Source organism: Shewanella sp. AC34-MNA-CIBAN-0136, from assembly GCF_040309945.1.
GTDB lineage: Bacteria > Pseudomonadota > Gammaproteobacteria > Enterobacterales > Shewanellaceae > Shewanella.
Map to the genome: position 1 here is coordinate 67,735 of NZ_JBEOPJ010000012.1, position 18,550 is coordinate 86,284.

At 41.4% G+C, this 18,550-nt stretch carries 16 protein-coding genes; 5 read left to right on the forward strand and 11 right to left on the reverse strand.

Annotated features, from left to right (window positions below):
- Positions 1-114: 114 nt before the first annotated feature.
- The 3 genes from AAEY94_RS13220 to AAEY94_RS13230 all read right to left on the reverse strand — a co-directional run bounded on the left by AAEY94_RS13220 (position 115) and on the right by AAEY94_RS13230 (position 5,184).
- Positions 115-1,029, reverse strand: coding sequence for a L,D-transpeptidase family protein (locus AAEY94_RS13220; RefSeq protein WP_101085369.1), 915 nt, complete (start codon positions 1,027-1,029; stop codon positions 115-117).
- Positions 1,030-1,196: 167 nt separating this feature from the next.
- Complete coding sequence (gene norR / locus AAEY94_RS13225; RefSeq protein ID WP_162023849.1) at positions 1,197-2,753, reverse strand: nitric oxide reductase transcriptional regulator NorR; 1,557 nt, start codon at positions 2,751-2,753, stop codon at positions 1,197-1,199.
- 142 nt (positions 2,754-2,895) lie between these two features.
- Positions 2,896-5,184 carry a nitric-oxide reductase large subunit gene (locus AAEY94_RS13230; protein ID WP_101085288.1) on the reverse strand — a complete coding sequence of 763 codons (2,289 nt, stop codon included), beginning with the start codon at positions 5,182-5,184 and terminating at the stop codon, positions 2,896-2,898.
- 426 nt (positions 5,185-5,610) lie between these two features.
- On the opposite strand from AAEY94_RS13230, the gene slyA reads away from it, so the two are divergent.
- The 4 genes from slyA (at position 5,611) to AAEY94_RS13250 (ending at position 9,447) form a co-directional block, all read left to right on the forward strand.
- Entirely contained in the window at positions 5,611-6,096 is a 486-nt protein-coding gene (slyA, locus tag AAEY94_RS13235; RefSeq protein ID WP_101085289.1) for a transcriptional regulator SlyA, read from the forward strand.
- Between the two features lie 8 nt (positions 6,097-6,104).
- Positions 6,105-7,163 (forward strand): HlyD family secretion protein, encoded by a 1,059-nt coding sequence (locus tag AAEY94_RS13240; protein WP_101085290.1) that lies wholly within the window; start codon positions 6,105-6,107, stop codon positions 7,161-7,163.
- Between the two features lie 120 nt (positions 7,164-7,283).
- Positions 7,284-8,309 (forward strand): DUF2955 domain-containing protein, encoded by a 1,026-nt coding sequence (locus AAEY94_RS13245; protein WP_192114224.1) that lies wholly within the window; start codon positions 7,284-7,286, stop codon positions 8,307-8,309.
- A gap of 250 nt (positions 8,310-8,559) precedes the next feature.
- A complete protein-coding gene (locus AAEY94_RS13250; protein ID WP_101085292.1) occupies positions 8,560-9,447 on the forward strand; it encodes a tetratricopeptide repeat protein in 888 nt (295 codons plus the stop codon).
- Between the two features lie 257 nt (positions 9,448-9,704).
- On the opposite strand, the gene AAEY94_RS13255 is transcribed toward AAEY94_RS13250, so the two are convergent.
- Genes AAEY94_RS13255 through AAEY94_RS13265 form a run of 3 tightly spaced genes read right to left on the reverse strand, consistent with a single transcriptional unit; the run spans position 9,705 to position 11,207 of the window.
- Positions 9,705-9,926 carry a TIGR02450 family Trp-rich protein gene (locus AAEY94_RS13255; RefSeq protein WP_101085293.1) on the reverse strand — a complete coding sequence of 74 codons (222 nt, stop codon included), beginning with the start codon at positions 9,924-9,926 and terminating at the stop codon, positions 9,705-9,707.
- A gap of 38 nt (positions 9,927-9,964) precedes the next feature.
- Positions 9,965-10,570 (reverse strand): HAD family hydrolase, encoded by a 606-nt coding sequence (locus AAEY94_RS13260; protein WP_059746633.1) that lies wholly within the window; start codon positions 10,568-10,570, stop codon positions 9,965-9,967.
- Between the two features lie 25 nt (positions 10,571-10,595).
- Complete coding sequence (locus AAEY94_RS13265) at positions 10,596-11,207, reverse strand: CIA30 family protein (protein WP_101085294.1); 612 nt, start codon at positions 11,205-11,207, stop codon at positions 10,596-10,598.
- Between the two features lie 342 nt (positions 11,208-11,549).
- Between AAEY94_RS13265 and AAEY94_RS13270 the strand changes: the two genes are divergently transcribed.
- Positions 11,550-12,683 (forward strand): endonuclease/exonuclease/phosphatase family protein, encoded by a 1,134-nt coding sequence (locus AAEY94_RS13270; RefSeq protein ID WP_101085295.1) that lies wholly within the window; start codon positions 11,550-11,552, stop codon positions 12,681-12,683.
- 159 nt (positions 12,684-12,842) lie between these two features.
- Here AAEY94_RS13270 and pepN read toward each other — a convergent pair whose 3' ends face one another.
- The 5 genes from pepN to AAEY94_RS13295 all read right to left on the reverse strand — a co-directional run bounded on the left by pepN (position 12,843) and on the right by AAEY94_RS13295 (position 18,544).
- Entirely contained in the window at positions 12,843-15,491 is a 2,649-nt protein-coding gene (pepN, locus tag AAEY94_RS13275) for an aminopeptidase N (protein WP_350979026.1), read from the reverse strand.
- A gap of 76 nt (positions 15,492-15,567) precedes the next feature.
- Positions 15,568-16,161, reverse strand: a complete 594-nt coding sequence (gene lpoB, locus AAEY94_RS13280; protein WP_174839654.1) for a penicillin-binding protein activator LpoB — start codon at positions 16,159-16,161, stop codon at positions 15,568-15,570.
- Positions 16,162-16,210: 49 nt separating this feature from the next.
- Positions 16,211-17,581 (reverse strand): COG3014 family protein, encoded by a 1,371-nt coding sequence (locus AAEY94_RS13285; RefSeq protein ID WP_350979027.1) that lies wholly within the window; start codon positions 17,579-17,581, stop codon positions 16,211-16,213.
- Positions 17,575-18,087, reverse strand: a complete 513-nt coding sequence (gene def / locus AAEY94_RS13290; protein WP_101085298.1) for a peptide deformylase — start codon at positions 18,085-18,087, stop codon at positions 17,575-17,577. The genes AAEY94_RS13285 and def overlap by 7 nt, the downstream gene beginning before the upstream one ends.
- Before the next feature lie 244 nt (positions 18,088-18,331).
- Entirely contained in the window at positions 18,332-18,544 is a 213-nt protein-coding gene (locus AAEY94_RS13295) for a SlyX family protein (RefSeq protein WP_011638679.1), read from the reverse strand.
- Positions 18,545-18,550 lie beyond the last annotated feature (6 nt).

The window sequence follows — 18,550 nt, forward strand, 5'->3', positions numbered from 1 at the left end:
AACTATCAAGCTGATATAAAAAATGGCTTTGTTAATCACAGTGTTTACTGAATTAACAAAGCCATTTTGTTATGTTTGCAGAAATCCAAACATTTTATGCTTATCGGTTAATGCCTAAGGATTAATCCGAGCTGGCATTCCAGTACGTTGCTCAAGTAATCGTTTTAATGTAAATGAGTCAGTGTCTGGGTGAGCAACAAAGCGAGTCATGGCTTTATCGAATGATAGTGCTACTGGTTCTAACGAATCAAATTCAGCTTGAGTTCGTGACAGTGGCTCATGAACTTCTAAATAGCGGTTACCATCAGGTTCTTCAGTGGCTTTAATCGGTTGGTTAATAAACTCAACACGTGTGCCAACTGGTACGCTATTATATAAATGTTCAATGTCTTCATCGCGTAAACGAACACAGCCAGAACTTACCCGTAAACCAATACCAAACGTGGCGTTAGTACCGTGAACCGCATACAAGTTACCGACATAAAGGGCGAATAACCCCATTGGGTTGTCAGCGCCTGCTGGCCATACAGCTGGTAATGTTATCCCTTTAGCCGCGTATGATTTACGAATATTAACCGTAGGTGTCCAAGTTGGATTAGCGCGTTTACGTTGTACTGTTGTTACCCAATTTTCAGGGGTATCTTTACCAATTTGACCAATACCAATAGGCAATACTTCGACGGTATTTTTACCCTTCGGATAATAATACAAACGCATCTCGGCAGAGTTAATGACCACACCTTCTCTTTTAGCGTTAGGTAGAATTAGCTGATGCGGGATCAGTAATGTGCTACCCGGTTTAGGTAAGAATGGGTCAACACCTGGATTAGCTTCTAATAAATTAGTCAACCCTAGCTGAAATTGTGAAGCAATTTGCTCTAAGGTTAGTTTCCCCTCAGGAACAACATAATATTGATTTTCACCTACTAAATTACTGCCTTCAGCCGGTAGACGATATTCAACAGCAGCACTCGAAAAACTTAATACAATGGCAGTCGCTGCAATTAAAGTAGAACGTAACGAATTTATCATAAGGGTTATATCATTCCAAAACAGACGTTATATTAGTCAGACTACAATATTTTGCCAAGTTTGACTATTTAGTACAAATAATTAGTACAGGTCATTTGTACAGATGGTTAGGGCGCATCGTTACTTATTACGGCTAATATTTCAACTGAAATTTTTTACTTTTTTTATTTTAATCCTAAGCGTTTAGCCAGCCTGTGTAAGTTACCTGAATCTATTTGCAATTGGCGTGCGGTTGCAGCCCAATTACTCCCTTGCTGAGTATATATTTGCTGGATAAATTGATTTTGAAACTGATCTGTTGCATCTCGTAAGCTTGTTTGTGGTAAAGATGTTGCCGACTGTTTAAGCGTCAGGTTTTTGTTTGAATGGATAGCATCAGGCGATGACTGTGCAAATTCAAAATGGCTGTTGTTAATGATGCATAAACCATCTTTTTGGCTTTGTGATTTAGCTAAAACAGCGGCTCGATGAATGGAATGCTCAAGTTCACGTATGTTGCCAGGCCAGTCATATTGCTCCAGTAATTGCAATGATGAAGGCTCTAATCTTAAATGGGCCAAGTGTAATTGCTGTCTATAGCGCTCGATAAAGTAGCCCGCTAATAAATGGATATCTTGTTGACGTTCTCTTAGTGGTGGAACCATAACCGGGAACACGCTTAAACGATGGTATAAATCTGCTCTAAATCGTCCGGCCAATACTTCGCTTTTTAGGTCTTTATTGGTTGCGGCAATAATACGAACATCGACTTTTAAGCTACGATCATCACCGACCTTTTGCACGTCGCCAAATTGCAGTACTCGCAGAAGTTTTGCTTGTAAGTTAAGAGGTAGTTCACCAATTTCATCTAAAAATAATGTGCCTTTATCGGCTACTTGAAATTTGCCGCTACGATGGCTAATAGCGCCAGTAAACGCGCCTTTTACATGACCAAAGAGTTCGCTTTCGGCAACGGATTCAGCAAGTGCAGCACAGTTTAAATACTCCAGTGGTTTATTGGCTCGTGCTGATTGTTGATGGATCTGCTTGGCTATCAGTTCTTTACCGGTACCCGTTTCTCCTAAAATCAACACGTTGAGTTCAGTTTCTGCCACCACATTCACTTCATTAAGCAGCGATAATAGATTATCGGCCTGACCAATTATTTCGGTTTCTGTTTCTGTGTCTAATAGCCTAGAGGGTTGGGTATGGGGGATGGTAAACGTTGACGCTTGTTTTTCAAGTTTATCAATCAGCAATGCGTTGTTTAATGAAGCCGCTGCAATTGCGCTAAAGCTGCGCAGTTCATTATTACTGAATTGATCAAACTTATTGGGATCTAATGCATCAATAGTTAATGCGCCAATGAGTTGCTCGTTAGCGAATAATGGTAAACCGATGCAGGCATGCACTTTTAAGTCACCATCTACATTGGGGATTAAGCCATCGTAAGGGTCGGGTAATTCGCTATTGGAAGGGAAACGGACAATATCACCCGCTCGGGCAATGGTTTCAAGTCGCGGATGCTCACTTAAAATAAAGCGCCGTCCTAATACATCCGCACTCAGTCCATCAATCGCTAATGGCTTGAATTGATGCCCTTGGAACGATAACAGTGCAGCAGCATCACAATCGAGGGTTTCTCTTACTGTGGTTAATAAACGAGAGAATCGATCACGTTTAGATAAATTGGACGTGATATCAAGTGCGATACGGGTTAAGTCAGCTTGTCTCAATGCCATGCTAAACTCCAGAAAGGAACATAATAAGTGTCATTATGACAAGTGTGAATATAACAACAAGGGTAAAGCCCAAATTGTTGAAACTAAAGGGGCCACAAAGGCCCCTGATGATGGTTATCAAAGCGTGTTTATTAATGCATACTTAGTTAATCGTTAATGGACTAGCTTGTTTCGCTTTAACGCCTTTGCTAGCAATGGCTTTCTTGATGATGTCAAATAAGAACGCCGCCATCAATAATCCACCAATACTGAAGATAATGTCACCAAACATTCGTGTCCATACAAGGCTTTCCACTAAATCGCTGTGGATCACAGCGGGTGAACGAGCATACCAATAGCCGTGGTCAATGACCGCAAAGAACTGCACAATTCCGACAGGCAATAATGACATAAACAGCATTGCTGCTAAGCCGATATTTAATGTCCAGAATGCCCCTTTAAGGTATTTTTGGTTCCATTGCATATCGCCTGTTAATCCGCGTAAACAGAATAGCATTAGCCCTATACCTAACATACCGTACACGCCCATAAATGCACCATGAGAATGTGTCGCAGTAGTATTTAAACCTTGGATAAAATAAAGCGATATTGGTGGATTAATTAAGAAACCTAATACACCGGCACCAATTAAGTTCCAAAATGAGGTGGCGACAAAGAACATAATGACCCAGTGATAACGTTCCATCCAAGGGCTCGCTTTACGTAAACGATAGGTTCCCACAGCTTCAAAACCAATTAATGCTAACGGCACCACTTCAAGTGCCGAGAATATGGCTCCCCAAGCAATGACTGAGGTTTGGGTACCGGTAAAGTATAAATGATGTAAGGTGCCGATTAAGCCGCCAGTTAAAAACACCACTGTTGTGAATAATACCGCACCGTTGGCACTGCGTGCACGGATAAGGCCTAAGCGAACTAACATTAATGCGATAACGGCTGTTGCAAATGTTTCAAAGAAGCCTTCTACCCATAAGTGGACCACCCACCAACGCCAGTATTCAGCGATGGCAAGGTTTGAGTGTTTGCCCATAAACAGGCCGGCACCATAAAACAAACCGATGGCGACACAAGAGGCGTATAGAATCCAAATTGCCGGCAGTATGTCGCTGTCAACTTTTAATGCAGGGCGCATAGCTGCAGTGATTAACACGGTCCAAATTAATAAGCCCACAAACAATAATATTTGCCATACGCGTCCTAAATCAATGTACTCATATCCTTGATGTCCGAATAAATAGTTCATGTCTAGGTCAAAGTATTGTTGTACGCCAATCCATTCACCAGCCATAGATCCCAATACGATAACGACCAACGCGACCCAAAGAACGTTTACCCCTAAGCGTTGATACTTCGGCTCGTATCCTGATAGTGCAGGGGCAATATATAGCCCTGTGCCTAACCATGCAGTGGCAATCCAAAATACTGCGAGTTGAGTATGCCAAGTACGGGTAACAGAATAAGGCAGAATTTCAGATATTGGGAAACCATAAAATTCTTGGCCTTCAACTGCGTAATGCGCGGTAATTCCGCCAACTAATATTTGCAGTAAAAACAGTCCAATAGCAGTAACAAAATACTTTCCGACGGCTTTTTGCGATGGAGTAGGTTTAGTAAAAAATAATGGATCACCTTTGGCTGGTTCTGGCAATGGTTCCTCTTTGCAGGTGGCGTGATGCCAAGCCAGCATGCCAATACCAAGAAGCAATGTCACTAAGCTTAGTACTGACCAAACAATGTTGTCTGAAGTGGGGACGTTGCCAATTTGTGGATCGTATGGCCAGTTATTGGTATAAGTATAATCATAACCAGGGCGCTCAGTTACCGCAGCCCACGCTCCCCAAAAGAGGAAGGCATTTAACAATTCACGATGTTCAGCATCAGTGATAGTGCCTTCTTTCATGGCATATTGTTCACGTAATGAACTTAATGCAGGATCATCACCAAATAACGATAAATAGTGCTTAGTCACTTCATTAATTGCCGCAATTCGGGTATTTGACAGCGCGACGTGAGTTTCACCCCCAGTACCTTTGATCACTGTGTTATGGCGAATATCATCTCTTAAGCCTTTTTCTAAACCGGCTTGCTGTTCTGAATCGAGTTCAGTGAAATCGCGGTTATAGCGCTCGTTTGCGGTGATAGACAACCAAGCTTGGGCTTCACGATGTAACCAATCTGCAGTCCAATCTGGTGCCACATAAGAACCATGGCCCCAAATTGATCCTAACTGATGCCCGCCCATTGAACGCCATACAAGTTGGCCTTGCTCAATATCATTTTTGGTAAATATGGGTTGGCCACTGGTGTCAGTGAAAGCCGTTGGAATCGGCGGTTTTTCTCGATATATGCCGCTGCCTAAACTGAGTAATACCGTGAAGGAAGCCACTAGCACGATTAGCAGTGCAATGCCGGTGAGTTTATTTTTGCTCATAAGTCCTCTTAGCGCAAAGTCATTTTGATACAGATGACCAGAGCATTACACAAGTCGTGCCAACTTTTTATTGTTATTAAGTTACTGTTATTAATGAATTTTGTTTTTACCTGTCGTTAATATGCTGTCAAAGTGACATATTTAATGAGTGTCAAAAAGACTGTTAATGTCAAAGTGACACTTTGTTTTGGTGATACTGATCATCTTTGTCTAAATAACACTCATTTTCTCTTTTCCAGGTAATGTCATGTGACTAAAGGCCTAATCTTTCTTGTTCGTGTAATCAACGCTAGTCATTTTTAGTCACAGTTATCAATAAATTAGTTTCAACGCTATAGAGGTTTTATGGATTAATTAACATCAGTCATTTACTTAGCATGCTAAGTTGTTATAATGCTTAGCACGCTAACTAAATGGCAATTTATTATGTATAAAGAATTAGAGCGATTAAAAGAACTTTCACTTGCTGAGCACTTAGGGCGATTACATCGTTTATGGCGCACCGCTGCAGACGCGGAGCTCGTACCATTAGGGTTAACTCACCCTCGCTGGACTGCGCTGTGGAAGTTACTGCGCTTGGGCGATAACGTGAGCCAAAAGGTGCTTGCCGATGCTTTAGAGATAGAATTGCCCTCTTTAATGCGCACTTTGAGCCAGTTAGAACAGCAAGGATATATACAGCGCCGCTGCTGCGAGAACGATAAGCGAGCACGAATAGTCAGCTTAACTCCTGAAGGCATCGACATGCTTAAGCAGATGGAAAGCCGCATTATGTTGGTTCGTCGCGATTTACTTGCAGGTATTAGCAGCCAAGAATTAAGTGAATTTGAACGTGTCATTAGTCTTATTAGTGATAATGCTCTTGCTGCGCTGCATAAGAACACTGAACAAGACAACAAAATTCCTGAATGAGAAATAACATGACCCCAGATCAACAATTTGCTCGACTCGTTAAAATCGCTATTTTTATGTTTGTAATGGTGTTTGGTTACTTTATGTTTGCCGATGCAGTAATGCCTATGACGCCGCAAGCCATGGCCACACGAATGGTCACTAAAGTGACGCCACAAGTCAGTGGTAAAATTGCATCTATTGCCGTCGAAAATAACCAACTTGTGGCTAAAGGTGATGTGTTATTTAGCATCGACTCAGCCCCTTACGAGTTAGCGGCTGAGCAAGCTACATTGGCGTTAGAGCAAGCAAAACAAGATAACGCTGAACTTGATGCATCGATACTAGCAGCCAAAGCAGATGTTCAGGCAAATCAAAGTAGTGCACAGCAGAGAAATAGTGAAGCAAAACGCCTTGATGCTCTGTATGCCTCCCGAGGTGTATCGCAGCAGTTAACTGATCAAGCTCAAAGTGAGGCCGTCACGGCGCAGGCCAATTTACTTGCCGCTAAAGCTCGCTTAACTAAGCTAGTGGTAAGTCGTGGACGCAATGGCGAAGATAATTTAAAAGTCCGTCAAGCTCAAAATCGTTTAGCTCAAGCAGAATTAAACCTGTCATACACTCAAATTCGCGCAGACCAAAATGGCGTGGTGACTAACTTACAGTTAGAAGTCGGCAGCTTTGCCACTGTTGGACAGCCGCTATTAGCTGTAGTGTCAGAAAACGTCGATATTATTGCTGATTTTAGAGAAAAAAGTTTACGCGGTATTGAGCCACAATCAACTGCGCTTATTGCATTTGATGGTCAACCTGGACGTTTATATCATGCCAAAGTTAGTACCGTAGATGCCGGTGTGAGTGCCGGGCAATTTGATGCCAATGGCCGTTTAGCTGATCCGCAAGAATCGGTACGTTGGGTACGTGATGCTCAACGCTTACGATTACACCTTGAACTTGACCACCAAGGCGTTAATGCATTACCCGCTGGAGCACGTGCAACGGTGCAATTAGTACCTAATAGCGGTTTACTTGGCTTTCTAGCCAAGGTTCAAATTAAGGTTATCAGCACGCTGCATTATATCTATTAACGCCGCAGTTAAGCCCAATATTGATTGTTAATACTCATTACACCAATTCACACTCAAGGCAATGCTGCAGGTTAATTTATTTGCGTGCAGTATCTTGTATCAATGTCGTAGGTTGTTCATATGTTATTACGCCATAGTCCTTTGACTCAAAACGATTTACGCCAATGTTTACGCATTGCAACAGGCGCCACGCTAGGGTTTGCGATATGCAAGTTTTTCGATCTCAGTTATGGTGTGTTTTTTACCGTCACTCCAATGTTGTTACTGGGTTTAGTCCCTGTGATGAATGCACATGCGATGAGGCAATTATTGGCATCATCTGTAATGTCTGGGATTGAAGTGGGTATTTTAGGCGGTTTATTTGGCTCTCACGCTGGGGTGATATTACCTATCGTGTTTGTGCTATTTTTGTATCGTTTTGCGGCAATGTCACGCGGTAGTTTGTTTTTATTTGGCGCTAACGGGGTTATCAGCTTAAGCATTATGCTGCACTTTGCCAGTTATCCGAGTGTCGATATTAATAATCTCATTTTCAGTAATTTTTGGGCGACAGCGGCCTCTGTTGTAATCGCTTATGCTATGACGGCTTTATGGCCCGATGTTGAACCAAGAGCGCCAGTTGCTGCCGTGGTTAAAGTGCCTAACCGCATGCGACACGAAGCGTTACTCGGTGCATCTATTGCAACTGCATCATTTGTGGTTTTTCAGGTATTTAACTTACGTGATTCTATGTCTGCTCAAGCCACCACCTTGTTATTGTTATTCCCAATGCATTGGAATGGTGCACTCGGTTATGCCCGCAAACGAGCTATCGGTACCTTGTTTGGCGTGACTTTCGGCTTGGTTGGACAAGGGTTACTCTATGATTGGTCTGGATTATTGATTTTTGTGATACCACTATTGTGGATAGGCTTAATGTTGTTTAGCCAAGTACACGTGAGAGAAGCGAGTGGCTCTGGAGTGGGATTCGGTGCTATGACCACCTTAGGGATATTATTCGGTCAATACTTAACCCCAGATAATGACTTAGTTTTTAGTGCTTTGTACCGAATAAGCAGCATATTAGTCGCTATCGTGGCAACATTATTACTGTGTTATGTGGTGCATCGGATATTGAATCGATTTGAAGCTACTCGATTTGGTTGAACATTGGTGTGTGCGGTAAATAAATCTCATTGGAGTATATGAGTTTACTAATATTCGTCAGTTGTGGATTGATTTTAATGGCAGTAGGGAAGTGGCTATTGTTAGAGTATTAGATTACTTTTGAAGAATAATTAGGTAATCGATTGATAATATTAGATATAACGTACGGTTAGTTTTATAGACATAATTACTATAGACATTTTGCATATAAATGCTAATAGTAATGAATCGTATATAAAAAGGACTTAACATGATGAAACAAAATGCTATTATTTTGAGCTTAATATTAAGCTTTCTCGCTTTCGCTCCATTTAAAAGCCAAGCAAACCAATTGCCTGAGTGTAACACGTCTGAATGTATTGAATACTTTAAAGCCTATCGCATTTTAACGAAACGAGGCCACTCCTCAGCAATGGCCATGTTAGCTGAATTCTATTACACCGGTTATGGCACCGATAAAGATTTAGACATGGCGTTAAAATGGTACCGACGTGCAGGTAAATATGGTGTACTGGATGCAAAATATAAAGCGGGTGTCTTGTATTTACAAGATACTCCTCTGAAAGATGTCGACGAAGGTGTTGAGTTTTTACAGTTCGCATCAAAGATGGGCCACTCTCAGTCATCGTATTTATTGGGTAAAATGTATTTAGGTGGTGGCATGGTAGAACAAGATTTGGCACTTGCAGATCAATACCTTGCTATAGCTTATGAAGAAAATAATTTTGCAGCCAGAAATTATGGGCAAATACTTTACCTACATGAATCAACTAAAGATTTACCGCTGAGCAAACTTTACGCTTTAATTTCAAAAGATGTTGTCACGTTAATCCCTGAGAAAACTGTTTCAAACCAGCAAACTGCAGCGATCAATTTTCCTCAAGGTGAAATGGAAACCATTGACGTACAAATGGATACATTTGAAGACATGTTTGGCTCGCATATTACCCAATTGAACCACATGATCCCTGACACTTCAAAAGGCACTGGATCCAATATAGCGGGACAAACATGTGCAAAAATGTGGGGATGTAGTAGTGAAGGTGATGGCCAACGTATTCAGGATGTCATGTTATCTGATTGGGGTTTAGAAACCCTTCAATTTAGGATCGAAGGTTCAATATTTATCATAAAATAATAGCCGAGTTAAATAGAATAATGGGTTTCAATGACAAACTGGTTATTTTTGTTGCAAGGCTAATAACGAAGTTATAGTCAGTTGTTGTAGTCAATACAATAGTAAACAGATAATAAGCGGTTTGATAACCGTTTATTATCTTGAAACTCGTTAGCTAAGGTTATGCTAATGCTAGTATAAAAAAGTGACTCATTGTATTTAAACAAGAGTCACTTTTTTTATTATCAAACGGCATAATAAATGTGTTTTGCAGTAGATTATTGCCAACCAATTTTCCACTGTTGCGGATCCTTAAGAACGCGCCAATTAATAGAGAATTCTTCTGCATTCATTTCTGCACGGATAAGACATTCAACCACGTTTTGTTGCTCGTCATACTCAACTTTAGTCACTGTAAAATGCTTCAATTTTTGAACCACGTTAACTTTGGTCCATTTACTATTCAGTAATTTTTTAGGGTGAATTTGATTCATATTCATGTGGTAGTTCTTATTTATTATTAACGTTAGTACTGGCGTTAATCGCTCGGTGAGTTATTGATTAATAATTGCTGGAGTTGACTCAACTCTTCGATAACAATATCGGCTAAATGTTGATAATCGCGTTCGATGCCATGATTAATTAAACAGGCTATCATTCCCGCGTTATTAGCCGCTTGAATATCGTATAAGTAATCACCAACATAGATAATATGCTGTGGATGTATTTGCCATTGTGTTGCAATGGCCAGTAACGCATCGGGTGCCGGCTTTGCAGGGAAGTGCTCTCGGGTTAACACATGGTCTATGGCGATATTATTTTGTGTTACCTTCATGGCACTGGCTGCAAGGCTATTACGAGTCACTATGGCTGTGGGTAATTTGGCCGCTTCAATAGCGTTAATCAGTTCGGTCATGCCTTTGATTGGTTTGGCACTCATAGCATCTTGATATTCATGCTCAAGAATAATTTTGTTTGCGTTGGCTTGAGTGGCTTTGCAACTTAACTCGTCGACGTATTTAAGAAGGTCTACGCCATTAGGGCAACCAATTTGTTGGCGAATTAAGTCAAAATCTAAACTGGACTCAACTAAGGTGCCGTCTAAATCAAAAATAATGCCTTTTATGTGTATTGGTAAATTCAATGAATACCCTTATGTATTAACATATTTATCGGTCAAACTGTATTGAGTGTAACTCAATTATAAATGGACCTTGTTGTTTTTGTGCCACGAGAAAACCAACACGATCAATATCTTCAAAGTTTAATGTAGGGGCATTCGTGACCGTTCGCCCTCTAAAGCTGACAGTAAAATCTGCCGGGGTAAAAGTATGTTGAGTGAGTGTATCAGCTTGAGTATTAACGTTAGCCACATAGGCTTCACCATAAGATAAATTCGGTGTTTTTAGACGGATTTGATATATTTTCCCGTCACCTTTGGCCGTGATAGTGAGTAATGATGCATCGGCAATTTGATGGATAAAGCTGGATTCTGTCGATGCAAATCCGCCATTATTTGCCAAGGAAACCTGTCCAGAGAATAATAACGCTTGTTGCTCATTAAGCTTCATTTGGCTTTGCGAAATACCGCCCATCACAGTGTCATTATTGATGTTCCACGCTGTGAAGTGGCTTGGGTCAGTAAAGTGAAATAGCATGTTGTCCTCACTGGCACTCCAGACGGGTTGGCCAATTAATAATAAAACCCCAACGGCAGTAGCAATGCCTATTTGTATTGTTTGGCAGACATGCCGATTATTTGCATTGAGTGATCCCATCATATACTCCTATTCATTTTAGTTCGATAAGCACATGTGCTATAGAAACAATGCCGTAAAAAAATGGCTTATCAGGGTGAGGGATAAGCCATAAAGGGTCTTACGGAGGATGATTGTCTTAGAACATCGGGTGTTACTTTATCGGATCAGCTATATCGGGGGATAGTCAATCAGATATCACTTAACGTCTAACTATTATTCATTACGCGTATTTGTGAATGTAGGTTCAGTTTTTTTTAGGTTATTTTGTTTATGTTGCATTATTCCTGGTTGAGGGGAGTTAAATTCGACAAATAACAATGTTGTCAGTACCCTTAATATAAGTTTTACAGAGAGCAAAATATTTTGGACGTAAACGATGTATCAACCGCTCCATCACCCGAGCTTACATTTAGTGTCGTAAGCATTAATTTATTTAACTTTATTGAACCGCCTCACGCCTACTACGACTTTGAAAACATCTATAGTGATAAGCAATGGCAAAAAAAATGTGCATGGTTAGGTGAGTTTATTAACCACAATCAACCTGACATTATTGCTTTTCAGGAAGTGTTTAGTCCTGATGCCTTAGCTAAGTTGACTGAGTCGTTGGGTTATGAATATTTTGTGGCGCTAGATTTACCCGAGGTAGTAAGTGATTATGTGTACCGCAGCCCTGTGGTCGCGATAGCATCAAAGTATCCTATTATTGATTCAGCTAATGTCAGCCCAGATCCGCAATGGGTTAGCCAGTTAGGTTTAGCGGAGTCATTTAGTTTTAGCCGTAAACCGTTACGGGCTACGATACAGTTACCAGTATTTGGTCCATGTGATTGTTATGTCATTCACCTTAAGTCTAAACGCAGTGGCGTGAGTCGTGACGATATCAGTGAAAGTGGCTTACATGGCGGTGCTGATTTTGTTGCACGGCAAGTGCTTGGGCGTTGGGCATCCAGTTTACAGCGCGGCAGTGAATCAGCTCTATTGTGCCATCAAATGCTGATGAGACGACAGCAAACTCAGCAGCCCTTTATGCTGATGGGTGACTTTAATGACACCATGGGCAGTGAACTCTTAGCGGCATTTAATAATCAATTACGAGTGTATCGCAGTGATATTGAAGACCCTGGGCTGGCTAAACTAGGTGAAACCTCATTAATGGCAGAGTTACAGCAAAGCAGTTTGTTTGACAGCTATGAGCTGTTTATCGCCGCGACTAAGTGTAACGCAACATTGGCCCTGGATGAATTTGAGTCAAGCTCACTAGTGGATGAGCAACCGCATCCTGCTAGGCAGCCGACACATTACTATGGCAACAGTGGCTCAGTACTTGATTACATATTAGTCTCAAGTGAGTTTAATCCGACTCAGCAGCAAAACCTCGCTCATATAATTGATTATAAAACGTTTGATCGTCATCTAGTTCGGCCTGACTATGAACGCGACAGCGACAGTACCGATCATGCACCAGTGATGATGAGCTTTTGCGTGCGCACTTAGTGAGTGGCAATGATGATGTTTATAGATGGACTATTGAAAGTGATCGCCACATAACTTGCTAAGTGTCGGCTCCATTTGGTCAAGATAATAAAAAGCGCTGATAAATATCAGCGCTTTTTTAGATTTAACGTAATTGATTTACCGTTGTAATGGGTAAGCTTACTGTAATGTTTGTTTGATTTTTACGCAGCGTTGTTCTTGTTGACGGGTTTCGAGTAGGGCGCGTCTCACCAATGGTGATAAACCCGTTTGTGTATCTAAAACGTGGCTAATAGCATCTATGTTTGTTGCACTACAATCGGTCGGAATTAATTGCGCCGCAAAACTGCGCATAAATACCGGACCTTTATCGTCCATTAGCGGCAAGTTGGCAAAGCGTTGTTCTGCCGTTGCGGCACTTAACAGTTTTTGTTCAGCCGGATAAATATTGTACATTGCGACGCGAATTTTTGAGAACGCCATGCTGTCATTGTTTTCAATGGTATTTAACCACTGACGCTTAAGCGATGACTGTGGGCGGATAACCTCGGCTGCAATCGCGGCTTTTTCACCAGAGTCAGATTGATCAAGGTGTTTTTCTTGGGCGAGTAGCGCCTGAGCATCACCGTAATCATAACGGTTTAATTGGCGGATCATCGCCCAGCGTAAATCTTGATCTATGCTTAACCCTTTAATATGGCTCTTACTTTGCAGTAATGATTGGATATGTTTTAACGCATCGCCATGGCTAGATAAACTAATATAAGCATCGAACCAACGGCGTTGAAAATCACTATTCCGGTAGCTTTCCATACTCATCCGCAGGCTCATTTGGCTAAGTGCCTTAGATATTTTACTGTTGTAAGCCGCATTAGCTGGCGCCATTAAATCAAGATAGTTCTTAGCACGCTGCAGATTACCAAGTACTTGGCCTAGAATGGTGTAGTCTTTTTCGAGTGGCGCATTAATTAACGCGATATTTAAAAACTGATCCAATGATGTATTACCATCAATCACACTGTCCCACATGCTTTGCCACAGCATAGAGCGTAATAGCGGATCGGTTACTTGACCTAGAGACTGTTTGGCGGTGTTAAATGAGCTAGAGTCTAGCGTTACTTTCACAAATCCCCAGTCATCATAGTTTGGGTACACTAAATCAGGACAAACCTCGCCAATTAACTGATCAACTTCGGTATAAGCGCCTTTGTATGTCACTGCAATCACTTGTTGTTTTTCTAGGCCATATCGAGTTTTGTTGAACAACCCTAGTTGTACTCGTTGTTCACGTAGCGTTGGATGTTGTTCATCATCAGATGTTTGCACTAACCCAAACGAGTCAATTTGACCTCGCTGACAAGTGTACTGAGCTTTGATGGTATTTACACCCGCCGCGTACAACCATTCTTTAGTCCACAAAGACAAATCACGACCACTGGCCTTGGCTAGACTGTTGATAAAGTCATTAAGCTCAGCATTTTGATAACTGTATTGTTGTAAATATTGGCTCACTCCACGGCGGAAGGTTTCTTCACCGAGTAAATGACGTAATTGCTTGATGGTCGATGCGCCTTTTTGATAAGTAATGGCGTCGATATTATCAAAGGCATTTTGGCTGGTGGCCACGGGCACTTCAATTGGGTGAGTCGTGACTAAACTATCTTGATGGTAAGCAGCTTGTTTACCAGAGGCATAAAAAGTGCGCCATGCATGACTAAATTCAGTGGCTTCACTGGTAGCAAGGGTGCCCATAAATGAGGCAAAGCTTTCATTTAACCATAAGCCATTCCACCACTTCATGGTGACTAAGTCGCCAAACCATTGGTGCGCCATTTCGTGCATGATAACGCCTGCTAAACGTTCTTTTTGTTCGGCAGTCATCTTGGCATTAAATAAGAAACGGTCTTCAGAAAAAGTGATCGCTCCTGCGTTTTCCATTGCGCCATAAAGAAAGTCAGGCACTAATACTTGGTCGTATTTTTTAAACGGATAAGCAATACCAAAGTAGCTATCAAAAAAGTCTAAACCTTGCTTGGTATAAGTGAACCAATCTTGAGGGGTAACTTGGTTGGCCACAGACTGACGCGAAAATAAACGCATCGGATAACGGCCTGAATTATCTTCCCAAACATGGTACGGACCTGCGTGCATAGAAAAGTTATATGGGCTTAATTTTGGGGTAGCAGGGAAGGTCCATAAGTTAGTATCGCCTTGGTCAACCACATTGGTTTCACGCATGGCACTGATCACTTGCCAATCTTTGGGTGCATGGACGTTAATCTGATAACTGGCTTTAAGATCCGGTTGATCAAATACTGCAAACATTTGCTGGGCGGCTGCAGGTTCAAAATGTGAATACAAATAAACTTTACTGTCTACTGGGTCGACAAAACGATGTAAGCCTTCGCCATTGGTACTGTGTTCTCGAGTAAATTCAACTTCTACAGTGTTGTGACCATCAACTAATAGACTTTGATTTAACACAATATAAGCGCCATTGTAATTAGGATATACCTTGGTTCCGTTAACAATAAATTGCTTAATATTGGCTTTGTTAAGATCAAGCGTCAGTGATTTTGGCACGCTGCTTAAGTCAAAGTGAACAATCGATTTTGCACTGAATTGGCTGTGCTCACTTAAAAAGAAAGTTAGCTCATATTGTGCATTTGATACCACGTTGGATCTTGCTTGTGCTTGTACTTGGCTTATGTAGGCAGAGCCATCCCGTTGCAAGGATGATGTTGAAAGTGAGCTGCTGCAGCTGACAAGGCTAGCACAACATAATGCGATGAGACTGGTTTTGATGACCCGAGGACTAAACAATTTCACGTTAGTGTTCCTAACTTTTTATTTGATGTATGAAAAAGCCGACAACAATGTCGGCTTTAGTGCTATGAGTAGTGATTTATAAGCCTAAAAAAGACTTTGATTTCATTTTACGGATTTCTTTTTCATCTGACCATTCAATTAAGCCAGTTTCAAGATCCATTAACCGCATGGTCATTTTGTAGTAAACATCTTTGGTGCTGCCATCTTGTTTAACGATGCTTGATAAGTTGCCATAAAGCATATATTGCGCGCCAATTTGACGGCCAAATTTAATTGCCGTAGATGGGTCTACCATGCCAGCATTGTTTTGATAATCAAGTTGTTTGCGTACAGTATCAACCTTAGTCATATCAATAAAACGGAACTTACCAGAGCGTAATAGTTTATTGCTAATGGTGTCGGTCACTGATTCTGTATCGATATGTTCAGAAGTTTTATTTTTAATTTTATCCACAAATACAATCGGGCGGTTGCTCTGTGTCATTACCACAACAGGTGGGAATGCCATCATGCTGTCGACCATTTTTGCTGCGATGACTTGCAGATCAGTTGAACCGAAGTTTTCGTTAACGGTTTCGACTTCCGTCGCGTCACCATACTCTACTTTAGATTGACAGGCGCTCAGCCCCATTACTGCAGCTAATACAAATATCAGTTTCAAATTTTTCATAGTAAATTCCATTGGTGATGAGTGACAGTTGATAAGCAATTATCGTCTATCAGATGATTATCGAATAAAAACGGGTACGATTTCCAGTCTCTATTGCCCAAATTAATGTTGTACGGTTTGGTTTTACGTCAATATTTACATTTTGGCTGCTATTTAAGCGAACATTATAGCTGCCGGCATCGATAAATTGTCGAGCAATTTGAGCCTGACGTGGCAGGGTTAACCAACTTCTACGGTCGGCTTGCTCGGTGATAACATTAAATATTTGCATTATCATCGCAGCAGCATCAACTTGATTATTGGCTCGTTGACTACTGTTTTGTACACTGCGATTCATTTGGTATTTAGCATAAACTCTTGCGGCTTGTCGAAACAACGCAGCGGGTAAATCTTCTTTTAAGGCATTAATGGCTAACGCATCAATGTTAGCAATAGTTTGTGCTGTGAGTGGCGCGTCTAACCCTTGGATTTGGCTGTTATTGACTAACTGACGTTGTGGTTGATAGGTCGCCAATGACGCGGATTGGATATTACCGTTAAGTGGAAAAGGTACCGTAATACTCTGTTTTTCTGGTACAAAATCACGTTCAATAATAAACACAACTTGGCCTTGGTCGGGTGTAGGCATTACCGCTTCTCCCCAGCGACGTTTAAATTCGTCGTATTGAGGCATCCCCAGTTGTTTAGCTAAACGAACTAAATCTTGCTGTAAATACACATTGTCTGGGGTAATTTGTGCTGCTTTGCGATAATCAATAAACGCATCATTAGGCTCGTTGGCGAGCTCGTGCAACAAGCCAGTAGTGTAATAGCTGTAAGCGTTTAGAAATGAACTGGTGACATTGCCGGCTTCTTTGCTTAATTGGGCTACTTGCGCGTCAATGGTGCCATTGGCCATGTCTTGCACTGATTTTTGTGATTTCTGATAGCGTGCTTGTTCCATACTTTGCAATTCATTACTGCGGCGAACTTCTACTAATGCCCCTTGAGCGTCGCCACTAAATAAATAATTAAGTGCCTGATATTGATGCAACATAATACGCTCATAACCCGGACCTCGATAAGGAATGGCATTATCGTTGAGTAAAAGACTGCTCGCCCCTGCACCTAATTTACTGGCACTCACGATGGCTTTATCATCAAAAACTTGATAATCGTCAATGGCTTGTTGGTAATAGGTTTTACTGCCGCTAAAGTCACCCGCAATTTGCATAATACGCCCAGACTCTTGGGCGTAAAGTAAGCCATCATTGCCGCTAATATTGTCGGCCAAATCAGTGATTTTTGCTGTTGGTGAATCGCTATTGAGTTGTTGCTTGTATGGCGCTATTTGCGATGGATAGTTAACAAATACACTATTAAAGGCACAACCGGATAGGCCAATAATGAGACTCAACCCAATACAGAATGTTCTTAACATTGTGGCACCAGTATCTGAGGTGTCATGAGGTTGACCCGTTCAAGTAAAGTAATACCCTGCAGGTGGTCATATTCATGTTGAAAAATACGCGCAACAAATCCCGTTAATGTTTGTTGATGTAACTGGCCATCAAGCGACTGATACTGAACTTCTATTTCGCTGTGTCGCGCAATAGATAGCCGCTGACCTGGAATGGATAAGCAACCTTCTACATCTGTTTCTGTTGCGGCAGATGCCGATAGAATCTGTGGGTTTATGACTACCGTTGGAGGCATTGATGGCGCATGGGGATAACGTTCGTTAGGATTTGACGCCATGATAAACATTGCTACGTTGCTGAACACTTGCGTTGCCGCAATACCGACGCCATTTGCATTTAGCATAGTGCTGAGCATGTTATCAGCTAAGGTATGTAATGCGTCGTCAAACACCGTCACTGGCTCAGCAATTTGAGTCAGTATCTGTTCGCCTGTGGTAGCAATGCTGAGTAGTGGCTTTAGCTGCATAGGTGACGGCTGTCCTTGTTATTCGCGTTAGATGACGACCTAGGTTAATCTTATTTATGGTTTAAATTGTTATGAGTAAGCAAGGTTATTACTTGCATAGTCTCATTCTATGGTACTGACCATTCACTCGATTTCAATACAGTCTATATCATATTTGCTGAATATCAGCTGACTATAAGCTGACTATAAGCTGACTATGATAGCAGTCAAAGTATCCTAAAATATCTTGTATGGTCGCAAGGCTTTAGTAATGTGGTGGTGGAGTCTCTTCGGCAGAAGACGCCATGTTACTAGGCTCAATAGAATGCAGTTTATTAACCATTAATAGCATTTGCTGTTGCTGTCTGGCAACTAATGCATTGAGTTTTATCACTTCTTGGTTTAACTCTTCAATGGAGATATCTTGAAATGATAATTTCATTTCAAGATCATCAATCTTTTGTAAAACGCTTTCCATGTCGAC

Excerpts from the sequence above, each read along its gene's own strand:
- norR (WP_162023849.1), bottom strand. The coding sequence starts at position 2,753 with ATGGCATTGAGACAAGCTGACTTAACCCGTATCGCACTTGATATCACG.
- AAEY94_RS13230 (WP_101085288.1), bottom strand. The coding sequence starts at position 5,184 with ATGAGCAAAAATAAACTCACCGGCATTGCACTGCTAATCGTGCTAGTG.
- slyA (WP_101085289.1), top strand. The coding sequence starts at position 5,611 with ATGTATAAAGAATTAGAGCGATTAAAAGAACTTTCACTTGCTGAGCAC.
- AAEY94_RS13240 (WP_101085290.1), top strand. The coding sequence starts at position 6,105 with ATGACCCCAGATCAACAATTTGCTCGACTCGTTAAAATCGCTATTTTT.
- AAEY94_RS13245 (WP_192114224.1), top strand. The coding sequence starts at position 7,284 with ATGTTATTACGCCATAGTCCTTTGACTCAAAACGATTTACGCCAATGT.
- AAEY94_RS13250 (WP_101085292.1), top strand. The coding sequence starts at position 8,560 with ATGATGAAACAAAATGCTATTATTTTGAGCTTAATATTAAGCTTTCTC.
- AAEY94_RS13255 (WP_101085293.1), bottom strand. The coding sequence starts at position 9,926 with ATGAATATGAATCAAATTCACCCTAAAAAATTACTGAATAGTAAATGG.
- AAEY94_RS13265 (WP_101085294.1), bottom strand. The coding sequence starts at position 11,207 with ATGATGGGATCACTCAATGCAAATAATCGGCATGTCTGCCAAACAATA.
- lpoB (WP_174839654.1), bottom strand. The coding sequence starts at position 16,161 with ATGAAAAATTTGAAACTGATATTTGTATTAGCTGCAGTAATGGGGCTG.
- AAEY94_RS13285 (WP_350979027.1), bottom strand. The coding sequence starts at position 17,581 with ATGTTAAGAACATTCTGTATTGGGTTGAGTCTCATTATTGGCCTATCC.
- def (WP_101085298.1), bottom strand. The coding sequence starts at position 18,087 with ATGCAGCTAAAGCCACTACTCAGCATTGCTACCACAGGCGAACAGATA.
- AAEY94_RS13295 (WP_011638679.1), bottom strand. The coding sequence starts at position 18,544 with ATGGAAAGCGTTTTACAAAAGATTGATGATCTTGAAATGAAATTATCA.